Source organism: Oxynema aestuarii AP17, from assembly GCF_012295525.1.
Lineage (GTDB): Bacteria > Cyanobacteriota > Cyanobacteriia > Cyanobacteriales > Laspinemataceae > Oxynema > Oxynema aestuarii.
Window position 1 is genome coordinate 5,741,636 of sequence record NZ_CP051167.1, and the last position, 14,499, is coordinate 5,756,134.

A 14,499-nucleotide genomic window follows, 5' to 3' on the forward strand; every position below is an offset into this window, starting at 1 on the left:
GCGTTGACCATGTCAAAACCCGTTATTTTATGTGTCGATGACGAAAAAGTTGTGTTAGACAGTCTCAAAAGCCAACTCAAGCAAGCCTTCGGAGATAAGTATTTTTACGAAATGGCCGAAGATGGAGCCGACGCCCTCGACGCGATCCAAGAACTCATGGAAGATAGCATCCCGATTGTCATGATTGTTTCCGATTGGCTGATGCCGGGAATGAAAGGAGATGAGTTGTTAATTCGCATTCACCAACAATATCCGAACATCGTTAAAATCATGCTCACGGGTCAAGCCGAACCCTCGGCGATCGAACGAGCGAAACAAGAAGCCAATTTAAGTTTTTGTTTGCACAAGCCTTGGTCTGAAGAGGAATTAGTAACGGCAATTCAAGCTAGTTTAGCAAAGTTATGACGAAACAAGTCATTGTTTGTGTCGATGACGAACCGACAGTGTTGAGAAGCTTAAAAGCCGAACTCAAAGAAGCCGTCGGTGCCGATTATTTAATTGAAATTGCCGAAGGAGGCGAAGATGCGTTGGAGTTGGTTGAGGAATTACTCGAAGATGGTTATGAAATTCCCCTAATCGTTTCCGATCATATCATGCCGGATATTAAAGGAGACGAACTGTTAAAAAGAGTTCACGAAATTTCTCCATCTACGTTGAAAATTATGCTCACGGGTCAAGCCAGTATCGAAGCCGTGGGCAATGCCATTCAATATGCCCGCCTCTATCGTTATATTGCTAAACCTTGGCAGGCAGAAGATTTAAAACTGACGGTCAAAGAAGCGATTAATAGTTATTTTCAAGAAAAGAAATTAGCCGAACAAAACGTCCAACTCCAAAAAATGAACGAAGAGTTGGAACAGTTAAACCGAGAACAGGCGGCGTTAATTGCCAAGTTACACGAAAAGGAAAATCGCCTGACCCAGTTTTTAGAGGCGATGCCCGTTGGCGTGTTTGTGGTCGATCGCGATGGCCAGCCTTATTATATTAACTCTCGCGCCCAACAACTGCTCGGACGGGGGGTGGAGTCTAATACAGTTTTAAGTGAAATTCGCTCGATTTATCAGGTCTATTTGGCCGGAACGGAGCAATTATACCCCGAACAGAGCGATCCGTTATTGCAAACCTTGCGGGGGAAGAGTATGACCGTGGATGATATGGAAATTCACCACGGCGATCGCGCGATCCCCATTGAAGTTTGGGGAACGCCGATTTACGACGATGAAGGTCAAATTGCTTACGGGATTGTCGCCTTTAACGATATCAGCGATCGCAAGAAAGCCGAAGCAGAACGGCAGCAGTTTATTCAAGAACTTTTTGAACTCAATACCAACTTAGAACTGGCGTTAGATTCCGAACTCAAATTGACCGACGCCGCCAGTCGCTTCGTCCCGAACGAGTTTCTTTCGTTTCTCGGTTACGAAAGTATTGCCGAAGTCAAATTAGGCGATAGCATAGAACAAGAAATGTCCGTGTTTTTCTCCGATATTCGCGACTTTACTACCCTATCGGAGACGATGACGCCGGAAGATAACTTTAAATTTATTAATGCGTATTTATCGAGAATGGAACCCGCGATCGTCGATAATCAGGGGTTTATTGATAAGTTTATCGGCGATGCGATTATGGCCTTGTTTGGCGGGGAAGCCGACAATGCAGTGAAAGCGGGCATTTCGATGCTGCATTGCTTACACGATTATAACGAACATCGCGATCGCTCCGGCTATTTACCCATTTCTATCGGCATCGGTATTAATACCGGACGCTTGATGCTCGGAACCGTCGGCGGATCGTTAAGAATGGACGGTACTGTGATTAGCGATGCGGTTAATTTGGCTTCGCGACTGGAAGGGTTAACCAAAAATTACGGCGTCTCTTTACTGATTTCTCATCATACCTATTCTCGCTTACATAACGCCGACGATTATGCAATTCGCCTGATCGATCGCGTCAAAGTCAAAGGCAAATCGGAAAGCGTCACGGTCTACGAAGTTTTTGATGCCGACTTGCCGAAATTAAAAGCTGGAAAACTCGCCAGTCTCGATCGCTTTGCTAAAGCGTTGGATCTCTACAATCGCCACGTCTATCGCGAAGCTGCGGACCTCTTTCAAGCCTGTTTGGAACTCGAACCCGGCGATACGGTCGCGCAGATCTATCATAACCGAGCTTGCGATCGCCTTTAAAGCCCTGTTTTTATCGATCCGATCCCCCCGCCGTTGACCGACACTCGACATGCGTACTCGGGACGACGTTCGCGGTGGTGCTTCCCTCTACTTCTCGCAAGTTCTGCTAAATTGTGGAAAACTTGCCTACGGACGTTGAAAGGCTGTGGAAAACTTGGGGAAAGGTTGGGGAAAACTCGGGGAAAATGCAAGATTTCCCACGGGCGTTCGCCTAGGGTCTCCAAGGGAGAATAGGTTCACATCTCCCCTCGGATAGCAAAAATCGGGGGTTTTCCACAGGTTTTCCACAGGTGCTGGGACAGGCGATCGCCCCAACTCGGGGAAAGATCGGTGATTTTCCACAAGTTCCACCAGGAAGGATCCCGGGAAGCATCGGTTTCTAAAAACCCTAGTGGTGGCGCCTCCAGCACGCGATCGTGCTTTCAGACAGGCGATCGTCGTTGGTCGAGGATCTTCATCCAGTTCTCGATTCCCTTGCGCGTCGGCTGACCCGTGGCGGTAAACGTCCACAGATCTTGTTTGGATTGGGAACTATAACTCACGTGGATCGGGCGATCGCTCCCGTAGAAATAGAGAGAATCAAACGGTAATTGCGCTTCTAGTATCCAATCGACCACGCGATCGCTCCCCACATTGAGAATGCGAAAGTCGCAGGCGGCCCCCAACCGGGGACAGTAATAAGCGCCGTTGCGATTGCGTTCGCAGGCCATGTGTTGGTCGAGACGGGGCGCCACGCGCCCGTTTTTTTTACCTGTTTCCGGGTCTTTTCGTTCTAAAAACCGTTTTAAATCTTTAGAACAAAAACCGTAAGTCAGTTGAAAGTTCTCGAACCCAAACTGTTCGATGGTCGGATCGAGAATTCGCTCGTTTAAAGCGATTAAAGCGGGTAACGTTTCTTCGAGATTTTCGGGATAAGGATTGATGCGATCGCGATATTTTTGATAAGTTTGGCTGCAGGTGCAAAAGGTTTCTAAGGTCAAATATTTGAACGAATAGGAAACGCTCATCGGCTACATCTTTCGGCTGAATAGATCGAGTCGATCCCCTCCAAACCTATAGAAAAAAGGGAGGTTTTGCAGGGGCTTTGCCCTTATTCTCCTAAAGTCCCCCTGATTAAGGGGGATTTAGGGGCATCTTCCCTCATCAGATTGAGAAACGCGCGATCGCGCGATCGCTGAATCGGGGAATCGAGCAGAAAGCGCTTTACTCGTCAATTTGCCACGGTTCGGCGGTAAAGCCTTCGTCCAAGATTCTTTTCGGACGCAGGACGAGAATTAACTGACCGAGTAAGCGAGTTTCCGGTTGGGTTTCAAACCACTGTAATTCTAATTGACCGTTTTGTTCGATTAAAAAATAAGCGTCGTCTCGCCACTGGCGCTGGCGGCGATCGACGATCGCTAGTGTACGTTCGACTTTTCCCGGTAAGGGGTTCGGAAGGCGATCGCTCGCACAGGCGATCGCGACGGGATCTTCGGCTTTGAGAATGACTTGCCATCCCGGAATCGAGACCCAGGCGGCGTTTCCGCTCGATTTAACGATTCCGAACGGTCCGATCTCTTCGAGAATCGGCACCGCTTTAAGATCCTCGGCGGTTAACGGAAATTCGCCGACTACGGGGATCGTGCGCGGGAGTTCGTCGGAAGACTCCAGGCGGAACAGGGGCAGACGGGGGGCGCTGCGGCTTTTAACGACGGTGAAATCGGTGAGCAAATCTTGCAATTTTTGGCGGGCGCCCTCGGTTTCGGCGTAGTTCAAGCCTTTGGCAATCAGGCGCGATCGCTCCTGTAGGTCGGACTTCTGGCGGGCGTGTTTCCAGCATTGATAGGCGATCGCCTCCCCGGGTCCGGGACCGAAACCGTCGGGAAATTCGGAAAATCGCGAGTATTCTTTGAGCGCTTTGGCAATTTCGTGGGCGTCGTCGGCGTTGAATTGGTGTTTGAGGATAAAATCCGCCGCCGCCGCGCGATCGTCTTGGGTCAGGATCCGCAGTTCGTAGAGAATATCGCTGGCTTTCTGTTGAAAATAGGCTCGGGTGGCGTCGGCGGCGCCTCCGGCAACGATCGAGGCGTAGACTTGGGCGCCGACAAGAATTTGATTTTGCTGGATCGGCTCGAATCCAGTTTCTTCAAAAATCTGTTGGGGACTGTAGCCCGCTTTTTGCAAGGTTTGACAGTGTTGCGCCCACTCCACCCAGGTTCCCTCTTTGCGACGCAGAGCTTGGAATAGAGGGTCGGGAGCGATTTCGGCGGTGGGTTGTTCGGGGGGTGTGTTCGTCATAAGGCACTATCGAGGGTCTTCCAAAATTTATCAGTTTATCGGCGATGTTCGTCAATGCGATCGCCGATCGCGTCGGCGCCGGACTCGAACCGCCACGGGGGGCGATCGCGATCGGATTCTTTAAAATGAAGGGACAAATTTTGACAGGTGCATGTTATGTCCGATCCCCATTCCGATCGCCCTCGCCATCGCTCTAAAGGCGCCCGCGATCTCGATCCCGAGAAATACGCCCGTTTGAAGGCGGAGGTCAAAGCTCCCTATCGGGGACTGCGCAAGTTCATTTACGGGGTTTGTGCGGCGTCCGGGGCGATCGGCGCCTTTGTCTTTTTCGCCAAACTGCTCGCCGGACGAGACCTCAGTTCGACGGTGCCGAATTTCTTCTTTCAACTCGGGGTCGTCGCGTTGATGGTCTGGCTGTTTCGCATCGACCGGGAACGGAACTAAACCCCAGGATTCACCGGGGGAGTCGGTCTCTCTCGGCTGAATGGGGCGATCGGTTGAAATTTTGTATTTTACTTTACACTCATTTATGAAAATTAATGATATGACTCGGCATTTGTTTATATTGTAAACCGAGGGTTCAAATGGCTTTTCAAAGGTGCAAGTGTTTGTCTATCTAGCTTTTAGCCGTTGGTAACTTGGCGATCCCCGGTCATTCAGTTAAAAAAATAAAGAAAATATTACGAAATTTAGTATTTCGCTATAAATGAAGTCATAATGAAAGCGTTGCAGTTCAAATGGGGTCAGCCAATATATAGACCCTAACCATAAAAGCTCTGATAGTCAGCACGGGACGCCAGCATCGCGCGTATGAAGATGCTGGCGTCCCGTGTTTTTGAGTGGCGATCGCTGGAATTCGGAGGCGAACTCGTCAAGGAAGGCGAACTAAATAAGGAGAGGAGATCGGTTCCGCTTCACCCGCATTGACGAGGGCCTGATAGACAAAGGCGGCGACTTCGGCGCGGGTTGCTTCGCGATTGGGATTGAGGCGATCGCGCAGGGGATAGTTAACCACCAAGCCCTTAGCCGTCGCCCCCGCGATCGCCGTCGTCGCCCAATCGGGGATCGCCGAGCTATCTTGATAAACCGACAGCACCCCGGTTTCGTTCGAGCGCCAGTCCAAACCACTGACCAGAGCCACCAGCACCTGTACCCGAGGGATCTGCTGCTGGGCGCGGAATTCGTTGTTGGGGTATCCCCGCAGAAATCCGCCCCGACAGGCGTTTAAAATCGCGTTGAAGCCCCAGAAACGGCTCGAAACGTCAGAAAAGGCCGAACACGACTGGCTCGCCGTAGGGGAGAAGGCTTGGTTGATAATCGCGGCAAACTGAGCGCGGGTGACGGGTTCGTTGGGGCGGAAGGTGCCGTCTTCAAATCCGGCGATAATTTTTTTGCTGGCGAGGGCTTCGATGTAGGGTTGGGCCCAGTGACCGACGACGTCGGGAAAACCGCGATCGACGATGACGGCGACGAAATCGACGGCGCCGGAGATGCGATCGCGATCGATGTCGTTGCCGACGGCGACGATGGTATTGCTGGATGTGGCGTTGTAGAGGTCGTAGCGACCGTTATCGCGAATGTAGTTCTTGCCAGAATCTTCTGCCGTTCCCAAGTTCGGCGCCGCGTTGGCGATCGCCACGATCCCGTCGCGGACGTTATTGGTAATCGTGTTTTCTCGTAAAATCGGTTTTGCCGAACCGGAGACCACGATCCCGTCATTGTTGCGGGTGATGCGGTTGTCTTCAATTCGCGGCGCCGCATCGCCGCCGACGGCAATCCCAAAACCAGTTTGGTCGAAGACGTTCCCGCGAATGATTCCGGTGGCGGTGCGTACGATCGAAATCCCGTTACCGTTGTTTTGAATGAAAACATTGCCTTCGACGGTCGGATTGGCGCTTCCGGTGATGAAGATCCCGTCGCGCAAGCTGTTGGTAAAGGTATTGTTGGCGATCGTCGGGGCGCTCGATTCGATCCACAATGCGGTTCCCCGACTGCGAGGGTTGCTCAGGGTGACGCCGCGAAGGATACTGCCGTTTTTGGCGATAACTGTGGAACTCTGGCGGGCGAAGCTCGGACTGATATGGTCGCCGCCGCCGACGACGAGGGTGGTTTGACCTTTGGTGGTTTCGTCCCCGCGCAAGGTGACGCCGGAGGGGAGGACGATGGGAAAGGTTTCTCCGCTATCGGCGCTGTAGGTTCCCGGTGCGAGTTGAATGGTGGCGGGGGTGTTGAGTTGGCTGAGGGCGTAGGTAATCGAGCGATAGGGGGCGCCTTGGCTTTCTCCGGCTCCGGGGGTATCTCGACCCAAGGCGGAGTTGACGTAAACGATCGTGGTGTTGGAGGAGTTTTGGGCGAGGGGAACCGGGCGATCGAGCGATCGCGCCGGAGGGGCGACTCCGATCGAGGCGCCGAGGGGCGTGGCGAGCAGCAGTACGGTGGCGAGGAGGCGCCAGCTCCCCCGTGAGGGGGTCAGGGATGGCGAGGTCGGGGTGTTGGGGTAGGTCATTGAAGATCGAGATCGAGATCGGGAGGTGAACAGAGTGTCATCGTAATTTTTCGAGGCGATCGGGGCAAAATCCTGAGAACTCGTTCCGGACAATTCCCGTCTGTGAGGACGGGCGTGTTAGGATCGAGCCTCGCACGGCGCGCCCCCGCGCGGGTTTGGGGCGATCGCGGCAGGGGCGATCGCCCCACGGCGTTCTAGAGTGTGGATTAATCGTTTATTCAAGTATGGTGGTCAAAAAAATGCACTTTTCTCGGTGGATTGAGGGGGGGCGCTGGCCCCGGGCGATCGCCCTGACGGTGGCCTTGTGGGCGATCGGCAGCACCCAGGCGGTTTCGGCAGCCCAACGGATCGTCTTACTTTACGGACCGATGCGCGCGCCGATTTCCGTGGCGGAATTGAGCGATTTCGCCCGTACCGGAGAGCTGTCCCCGGCGTTGTCGGGCTATTTGGGACTGGCGAATCAGGAACCGGAGAAAGTGCGCGAGCATTTGACGAAATCGGTGCAAGTTAAAGCGGTCTTGCTCGATCGCGTTCTCAACCACCAACTCGGCGAGCGGCTCCTGCGGCAAGTGGGCCGAGGGTTACGGACGCCCTCGGGAGAACGCAACGAACAGGCGTTGAGAGCGGCGCTAGTGCTGTCGGCGAGCGACGATGACGAGATTCACTTGATGGAGATTTTGGAGAATTATCCGGCAGAATCTTTAGAAGTCGATTTGGCGGAAATGTCGCGTTTATATCGCAAATTGCAGTTTTTAGAACGGTTGAATCTCTAGGATCCCTCGGAGGCGGGACGGTCTTCGTCGGCGGGGGAGGGTTCGGCGTCGGCAGTGGCAGGGGATGAGGGGGGCATCGCCGCGACCAGTTCCGGCAACAGGCGATCGACGTCGAGACCGAACAGGCTGAAGTTTTGGGGAATTTGTTCGACGGGGAACGGTTCGACATCCTCAAACTCGTTTTGTTGGGCGAGCATGACACCGAGAACGCTGACGGGGACTTGAATGAAGAGGTGGGCGGCGAGTAAGGAGATCGCGGCGATCGCCAGACCCAGCAGGCGCCAGGACGGCAGCCAGTCGGCGATCCCGCTCGCGGCGGGGGCGGAGCGATACAAGAACCAGGCGGCGGCGATCGGGACGACGGGAACGATGAGGGCTAAGAAGCGATTTTGACCGCGTTTGAACAGGGTCAGCAGGCGACGTTGGGCGTCGGTCAGGCGGATGGGTTTGAGAGCGACGACTAAGATACTGAAGATATAAAACGGTCGCGACCACTGCATCCAGACAACGGGGAGGACGGCGATCGCGACGGGGAGAGAGAATTCTAACCAGACGGGAAGGATCGGGTCGCCGAGGGCAAAGCCTATCCAGCACAGTTCTAGGAATAGGGGCAGGGCGGCGATCCCCGCCAGATGGATCCACAGGAAGGGGTCAAACCAGAAAGCACGCATGGATGAAAGGGGGTGACTCGTCGATAAGGGTTCGTCCGGGAAGCCGAGACGATCGGAAACTGCCCTTTTTATACCATTTCGCGTCCGCGATCGCGAGGGACGGCGCCGCTTTTGGAGGCGAGCAGCCCACGGAGAACGCCCCCGAGTGCTTGAAACCACACTCGGGGGCGTTGGATGGACGGCGATCGCCCTTAGTTCGGGGACAGGGTGCGACGCTTGGCAACCAGGCGATAGGCTTCGATGATGTCGCCTTCCTCCCAATCGCTGAAGCGATCGATCCCGATGCCGCATTCAAAGCCGCTATTGGCTTCTTTCACGTCATCTTTGACTCGTTTGAGGGAGTCGAGGACACCTTCGTAGATCACTTGGTTCTGGCGGCGGACCCGCACTTTGGCATTGCGAATCATCTTGCCATTTTGGATATAGCACCCGGCGACGGCACCGCGTCCGACGGGGAAGACGGCGCGCACTTCGGCTTCGCCGATCGCCTCCTCGACCATTTCCGGTTCGAGTAGACCTTCCATCGCCCCTTGGATGTCGTCGAGTAGTTTGTAGATGATGTTGTACTCGCGAATGTCCACCCCACTGCGATCGGCAGCTTGGCGGGCCCCCGTCGCCAGGGTGGTATTGAACCCGATAATGACCGCATCGCTAGCGGCGGCCAAGTCCACGTCCGTTTCGCTGATTTCCCCGGGAGCGGAGAGCAGCACGCGCACTTGCACCTCATTTTGGGGAAGCTGGCGCAAGGAGCCGAGAATCGCCTCGACGGAGCCTTGAACGTCCGCTTTGAGAATCAAGTTGAGTTCCTTGAGTTCTCCTTCTTGAGCGCGGGCGCTGAGGCTGTTGAGGGTGACCCGGCGAGAAGCCATCGCTTGCTGCAAGCGCGATTGACGGCTTTCTTCGGCGCGAGAGTCGGCCACGGCGCGGGCTTCTTTTTCGTTGCCGAAGACCTCGAACTCGTCTCCGGCGGCGGGGACGTCGCCCAAGCCGAGGACTTCGACGGCAAAGGACGGACTGGCGGCTTCGACGCGCTGACCGCGATCGTCCACCATCGCCCGGACTTTACCCATAGCCGATCCGGCGACGAGGATATCGCCGACGCGCAGGGTGCCGTTTTGAACCAGTAAAGTCGCCACCGGACCTTTGGCTTTGTCTAAGTTGGCTTCGATCACCGTGCCTTTGGCGGGGCGATCGGGGTTGGCCATCAGTTCTTCGATTTCGGCCACCAGGACGATCATTTCGAGGAGAGTGTCGAGGTTTTCACCTTTGATGGCACTCAACGGCACCATAATCGTATCGCCGCCCCATTCTTCCGGAACCAGACCGTGTTCGCTCAGTTCTTGTTTGACGCGATCGCTCTGAGCCCCTTCCTTGTCAATTTTGTTGATCGCCACCACCAGGGGAACCTCGGCGGCGCGCGCGTGACCGATCGCTTCGAGGGTTTGCGGTTGCACGCCGTCGTCGGCGGCGACCACCAGCACGGCGATATCGGTCACCCGGGTGCCTCGGGCGCGCATGGCGGTAAAGGCTTCGTGACCGGGAGTGTCGAGGAAGACGATCTGATGGATGGCGTCGTTATGCTCGACATCGACGTGATAGGCGCCGATATGCTGGGTGATCCCGCCCGCTTCGCCTTGAGCGACTTTGGTTTTGCGGATGGCATCGAGCAAGGTGGTTTTCCCGTGGTCTACGTGACCCATGATCGTCACCACCGGAGGACGGGACTGGAGATTTTCCAGATCGTCGGCGTCGAGCATTTCGCTGACTTTCTTCGCCTCGGATTCGGCTTCGGCGGTTTCGACTTCGACGCCGAGTTCTTCGGCGACCATTTTCGCCGTCGGAATGTCGAGGGTCTGGGTGACGTTAACCGCTATGCCTTTGAAGAAGAGAATTTTGACAATTTCTGTTTCGGCGGTTTCCAATTCGGTCGCCAGCTCTCGTACGGTGAGGGCTTGGCGCAACACCAGATGTTCCGGACGTTGTTTTTTCTCGGCTTTGTCCTGGCGCCGTCCGCGATGCCGCGAGCCACTGTCGCGAGTGGGGCTAGATTTTTTGTTTTTCGGCGCGCTACTCGGCCCCGACGTGCCTTGTCGCGGCCCTTGGCTAGTTTTGGGTTTGTTGGGACGGGCAGTTGACAAGCTGACATCGATCGCGGCGGACTGCTTGTCGTTGTCGAGGTCCAATTCTTCCTCGTCTTCGTCATCGATGGGTTTAGCCCGCCGTTTCGATTTCGACCCGGTTTTCGAGGTTTTCGCGGGAAACTCTTGGATGTCTTCTTCTTCTTCTTCGTATTTTTTCGAGCGTTTCGGGGGACGCGGCGGCGTCGGTCGCTTGAGTTTGAGACCCTCCGTTTCGATCTCTTCATCCACGGAAGTTTCTTCGTCAAAGCTTCGCCCGGCGCCGGGGCGATCGCCACTGGCGGCTACCTCTTCGTCTCCTTTGCCTTTGCTCGGGCGCGGACGCTGCAATTCAGGCACGGACTCCGGTTTGCGCTTGACTTGCTTCGGCGCGCGATCGCCCGACGACTCTGCCGAAGCGGCAGGCGCCTCGCGTTCTTTCCCCGGGATCGCTTCGTCGGATTTTTTCGGGGAACTCGGCGACCCGGCACCGTCGCCTTTGGGCTTTTTAAGAATTGGTTTTTCTTTGAGCGGAGCCGAGGTCGAATCCGACGCCGTCGTCGGTGGGTTCGGTCGGGTCGGCGGTCTTTTGAGTTGAGGAGATTCTACTTCGGAACTCGTCGTTGCTTGCGATCCCGACTCGGTGTCGTCGGTTTCAGTCGAGGCTAACTGCGGCTTCTGGAGCGCAGGTAATTCTTCGGGTGAGGGTTCTGAGGGTTGATGCACGTCTTCTTGCGGACTGGTTTCACTCGGTTTGGCATAAACCGGACGATCGAATGTCGTCACTTCACTCGGGGAAGGGGGAGATGGCGGTTGGGGCGCGGGAGGGGGGGTTTCGTCCGCCGAGGGGGTCTCGGCTCGTTGGTTTTTGTCCCCACTCGATTTGTGCTTGCGAATTTCCAAAATTTGTTGTTTTTTCTTGCCCTCAGCCGAACCGCCCGATTCGGCGGTGGCTTTGGAGCGATGCCCTTTTCCCGAACCCGAGGTTTTGGCTTCGGGGTGAGCGGCCACGTACTTATCGGAATAGGCGCGAATGCGATCGGCCTCATCTTCTGAAATCGTACTGCTATGACTTTTGACGGCTATGTTTAGCTGCTCGCAAACTGCCAAAATGTCTTTATTTTCCAAATTCAATTCCCGTGATAACTCGTATATTCTGACTTTGCCGTTGTTCATAAAACCTCCTTCCGGCGACTCCCTGTCTTTCCTTGGGTTAGTGTTGGCGCGCTCGGGGCGCTGGGCGCTCGCGGACGCATGTCGAGTGAAGACTCAGGATCCTAGGGCATGAAAACTCGCGAACGGTCGGACAGTGGCGTCGGGGGTCGAGGGGGATACTCTACCGACAACTGAGAATGGCGATCGCCCGATCGCGAGTCGTAGACCTCTAGAAAGGATCGCGGATGAAGAACGAAGCGTCAAACCCAAGCGCCTGTTCCTGTATTATTCGTCTCTCCCTTTCGCCTTTTGCCTTCGTTTTGAACCCCTTCTCCAAGAAGGCTCGCTTGCTGTCGATCGAATCGATAACAATGGACAACAGCTAGTTTAGCCTGCCGCCGCAGTCACCTGCGCCGATGGATTGCGCTCTCCCGGTCGGGGGAATCCCTCCCTCTAGTCTTGCACGACTTTCTATACGAGTGCGGACTGGATTGAGGGCAATCTCTGTCAGTCGCGCGGATTGGGCGATCGGAGCAAGCTGCCCGATTCGCGTTCTGGATCGTTCGACGAGATGGATTCCTCCGCAGCCGACCCCTCCCGGACAACCCGTTGCCGCAAAGTTTCGTACAGTTGTGGGGGAACAGTGGCTTTGAGCGATCGCCCCAATCGATTTTTCTTTTGAGCGGCTCGGACACACTGTTCGCTCAGACAAATATATGCCGATCGCCCCATCCCCCTGTCTAATTGTACCGTATGGGACGGATGGACTCGGACGACCCGACAAAACTCCTGTTTGGGAGCGACTCGGCGACAACTGATACAACGTCGGTAATTGACTTTCATCGGCAACGGCTTGGCGGTCGGTCTACAAGGGGGCGATGGCGACGCTCATCTCCCCGGTTCGAGGGGCTTCGCTCCCCGCGCGGTCTCCCGGGTTCGGGGGTGGCGCCAAGCCCCCGCCGGGCGCGATCCCGGGGTTCGATTACTCGGATTCTTCCAGGGGCACGACCTCCTCGGCAGTTTCTTCCACTTGTACTGTTTCCTCTTCGTATTTCGCACTATCCTTGATATCGATCTTCCACCCGGTCAGTCGAGCTGCCAGTCGGACGTTCTGCCCCTCTTTCCCAATCGCCAAACTGAGCTGGTCTTCCGGAACCAAAACGTGAGCTTGGCGGCTGTCGGGATCGACTAGGCGCACTTCGTCCACTTTCGCCGGACTCAAGGCATTGGCGATATAGGTCGCCGGGTCCGGAGACCAACGAATCACGTCGATTTTTTCCCCGCGCAGTTCGTTGACCACGACCTGAATCCGCGATCCGCGCGCCCCTATGCAGGCCCCTACGGGATCGACTTCTCGCTCTAACGTATCCACGGCGATCTTAGTACGCGGTCCGACGTGACGGGAGGGGGGATTGGCTTCGCGCGCTACGGCGACAATCCGCACGACTTCATCTTCAATTTCCGGCACTTCGTTGGCAAACAAGTAAACCACCAATCCGGCGTCTGCCCTCGATACCAACAATTGCGGCCCTCGATGGGGTCCTTCGCGGACTTTCTTGAGATACACCTTCAAGGTCGCATTCGCCCGATAATTATCGTTGGGCAACTGCTCGCGTTTGGGCAATTCGGCTTCGACTTCGGGATTGCCAAACCCACTGTTGACCGCCAAAATTGCCGACTGTCGCTCGAAACGCAAGACCCGCGCTTGTAAAACCGTTCCTTCCAAGTCCTCAAACTCTTCTTGAATCAGTTTGCGCTGTTGGTCGCGCAGTTTTTGCGCCAGCACTTGTTTGGTTTGAATCGCTGCCATCCGCCCGAAATCGCCTTGGTCCGGGGTGACATCTAACACCACCGTATCTCCCAATTGGGCTTCGGCGGCCACTTCTCGCACTTCTTGCAAGGCGATCTCGTGATCCGCACTGCTGACCGTTTCGACGATCGTTTTGGTCGAAAGCACCCGAAATCCCTCTTCTTCGGTATCGAGTTCGATCTCGAAGTTGTCGAAAAAGGTTTCGTCAAAATGCTGGCGATCCATACTCAAGGTGCGACGGTAGCGCTCGTACCCTTTGAGGAGGGCTTCGCGCAAGGCCGCTTGTACCGCGTGTTTCGGTAAATTCCGCTCTTGAGAGATATTATCGATCATGTCCCGGAGTCCGGGCAAACTAACCATTGACATAGGCGTTCCTATCCGTATTCGATGGGAGAACTGGGGACGCGGACGATCGCGTCTCGGGGATCAAACTCCGTCGGCGAGTCGGACTTGCGTCACGATCGATCTCGGAATTTTCATCACCCGTCCCTTTTGATTGAGATAAACGGCGCCCTCGTCCCGGCGCACGAGTTTGCCGCTCCATTCTTGATGTCCTTGAAAGGGTTCGGCGGTCGCGACCGTCACCCCAAACCCTTTAAACGCGACAAAATCGCGATCGCTACTCAACTCGGAAGAAATCCCGGGACTCGAAATTTCCAAAATGTAAGCGTCGGGAATTAAATCGCTTTCGTCTAACAGGGTGTCGAGGGCTTTGCTCATCCGTTCGCAGTCATCGAGACTGGTGTCCGAAGCGGGGTTGCGGATGTCCACCCGCAAGATCGGCGGACTTTCGTGAGTGTGAAATACTGCCGTTACCACTTCCAACCCGAGTTGTTCGGCTACGGGGGTCGCCAATTCGATAATTTGGGGGATCAAAGGATGAGTCATTGCACAGCTCCAACAAAAAAAGTGGGCAGCTACCCACTTCCCGCAACATTGATGTCTTCCAAGAAGGTTCACGACGAGCGAAAGACCCTCGGGTCGTCGTCGGATTGCGGCCCGTTGTCGGC

General features: G+C 55.2%; 13 protein-coding genes. 4 read left to right on the plus strand and 9 right to left on the minus strand.

What is annotated here, in order from left to right:
* The first annotated feature begins 9 nt into the window (after positions 1-9).
* Both HCG48_RS22925 and HCG48_RS22930 read left to right on the plus strand, forming a co-directional pair.
* Complete coding sequence (locus HCG48_RS22925; protein WP_168571243.1) at positions 10-405, plus strand: response regulator; 396 nt, start codon at positions 10-12, stop codon at positions 403-405.
* Positions 402-2,180, plus strand: a complete 1,779-nt coding sequence (locus HCG48_RS22930; RefSeq protein WP_168571244.1) for an adenylate/guanylate cyclase domain-containing protein — start codon at positions 402-404, stop codon at positions 2,178-2,180. Before HCG48_RS22925 ends, HCG48_RS22930 begins: the two co-directional genes overlap by 4 nt.
* 236 nt (positions 2,181-2,416) lie before the next feature.
* On the opposite strand, the gene HCG48_RS22935 is transcribed toward HCG48_RS22930, so the two are convergent.
* The 3 genes from HCG48_RS22935 to HCG48_RS22945 all read right to left on the minus strand — a co-directional run bounded on the left by HCG48_RS22935 (position 2,417) and on the right by HCG48_RS22945 (position 4,457).
* Positions 2,417-2,590 (minus strand): hypothetical protein, encoded by a 174-nt coding sequence (locus tag HCG48_RS22935; protein WP_168571245.1) that lies wholly within the window; start codon positions 2,588-2,590, stop codon positions 2,417-2,419.
* 12 nt (positions 2,591-2,602) lie between these two features.
* Positions 2,603-3,187 (minus strand): hypothetical protein, encoded by a 585-nt coding sequence (locus HCG48_RS22940; protein WP_168571246.1) that lies wholly within the window; start codon positions 3,185-3,187, stop codon positions 2,603-2,605.
* A gap of 196 nt (positions 3,188-3,383) precedes the next feature.
* Positions 3,384-4,457: a RuBisCO accumulation factor 1 gene (locus HCG48_RS22945; protein WP_168571247.1), complete on the minus strand. Its 1,074-nt coding sequence runs from the start codon at positions 4,455-4,457 to the stop codon at positions 3,384-3,386.
* Positions 4,458-4,613: 156 nt separating this feature from the next.
* On the opposite strand from HCG48_RS22945, the gene HCG48_RS22950 reads away from it, so the two are divergent.
* Positions 4,614-4,901, plus strand: coding sequence for a DUF3493 domain-containing protein (locus HCG48_RS22950; protein WP_168571248.1), 288 nt, complete (start codon positions 4,614-4,616; stop codon positions 4,899-4,901).
* Between the two features lie 427 nt (positions 4,902-5,328).
* Here HCG48_RS22950 and HCG48_RS22955 read toward each other — a convergent pair whose 3' ends face one another.
* Positions 5,329-6,963 (minus strand): DUF1565 domain-containing protein, encoded by a 1,635-nt coding sequence (locus HCG48_RS22955; protein ID WP_168571249.1) that lies wholly within the window; start codon positions 6,961-6,963, stop codon positions 5,329-5,331.
* A 239-nt stretch (positions 6,964-7,202) separates the two neighbouring features.
* On the opposite strand from HCG48_RS22955, the gene HCG48_RS22960 reads away from it, so the two are divergent.
* The gene (locus HCG48_RS22960) at positions 7,203-7,736 is read left to right on the plus strand and encodes an alpha/beta hydrolase (protein WP_168571250.1); all 534 of its coding nucleotides are present in this window, start codon (positions 7,203-7,205) and stop codon (positions 7,734-7,736) included.
* On the opposite strand, the gene HCG48_RS22965 is transcribed toward HCG48_RS22960, so the two are convergent.
* The 5 genes from HCG48_RS22965 to rimP all read right to left on the minus strand — a co-directional run bounded on the left by HCG48_RS22965 (position 7,733) and on the right by rimP (position 14,377).
* Positions 7,733-8,407, minus strand: coding sequence for a low-complexity tail membrane protein (locus HCG48_RS22965; RefSeq protein ID WP_168572035.1), 675 nt, complete (start codon positions 8,405-8,407; stop codon positions 7,733-7,735). The two genes, HCG48_RS22960 and HCG48_RS22965, sit on opposite strands and share 4 nt — an antisense overlap.
* 191 nt (positions 8,408-8,598) lie before the next feature.
* On the minus strand, positions 8,599-11,700 hold the full coding sequence (gene infB / locus HCG48_RS22970; protein WP_168571251.1) for a translation initiation factor IF-2: 3,102 nt from the start codon (positions 11,698-11,700) through the stop codon (positions 8,599-8,601).
* Positions 11,701-12,186: 486 nt separating this feature from the next.
* Positions 12,187-12,522 (minus strand): YlxR family protein, encoded by a 336-nt coding sequence (locus HCG48_RS22975; protein ID WP_168571252.1) that lies wholly within the window; start codon positions 12,520-12,522, stop codon positions 12,187-12,189.
* Between the two features lie 139 nt (positions 12,523-12,661).
* A complete protein-coding gene (nusA, locus tag HCG48_RS22980; protein WP_168571253.1) occupies positions 12,662-13,855 on the minus strand; it encodes a transcription termination factor NusA in 1,194 nt (397 codons plus the stop codon).
* Between the two features lie 60 nt (positions 13,856-13,915).
* A complete protein-coding gene (rimP, locus tag HCG48_RS22985; protein ID WP_168571254.1) occupies positions 13,916-14,377 on the minus strand; it encodes a ribosome maturation factor RimP in 462 nt (153 codons plus the stop codon).
* Positions 14,378-14,499: the final 122 nt, after the last annotated feature.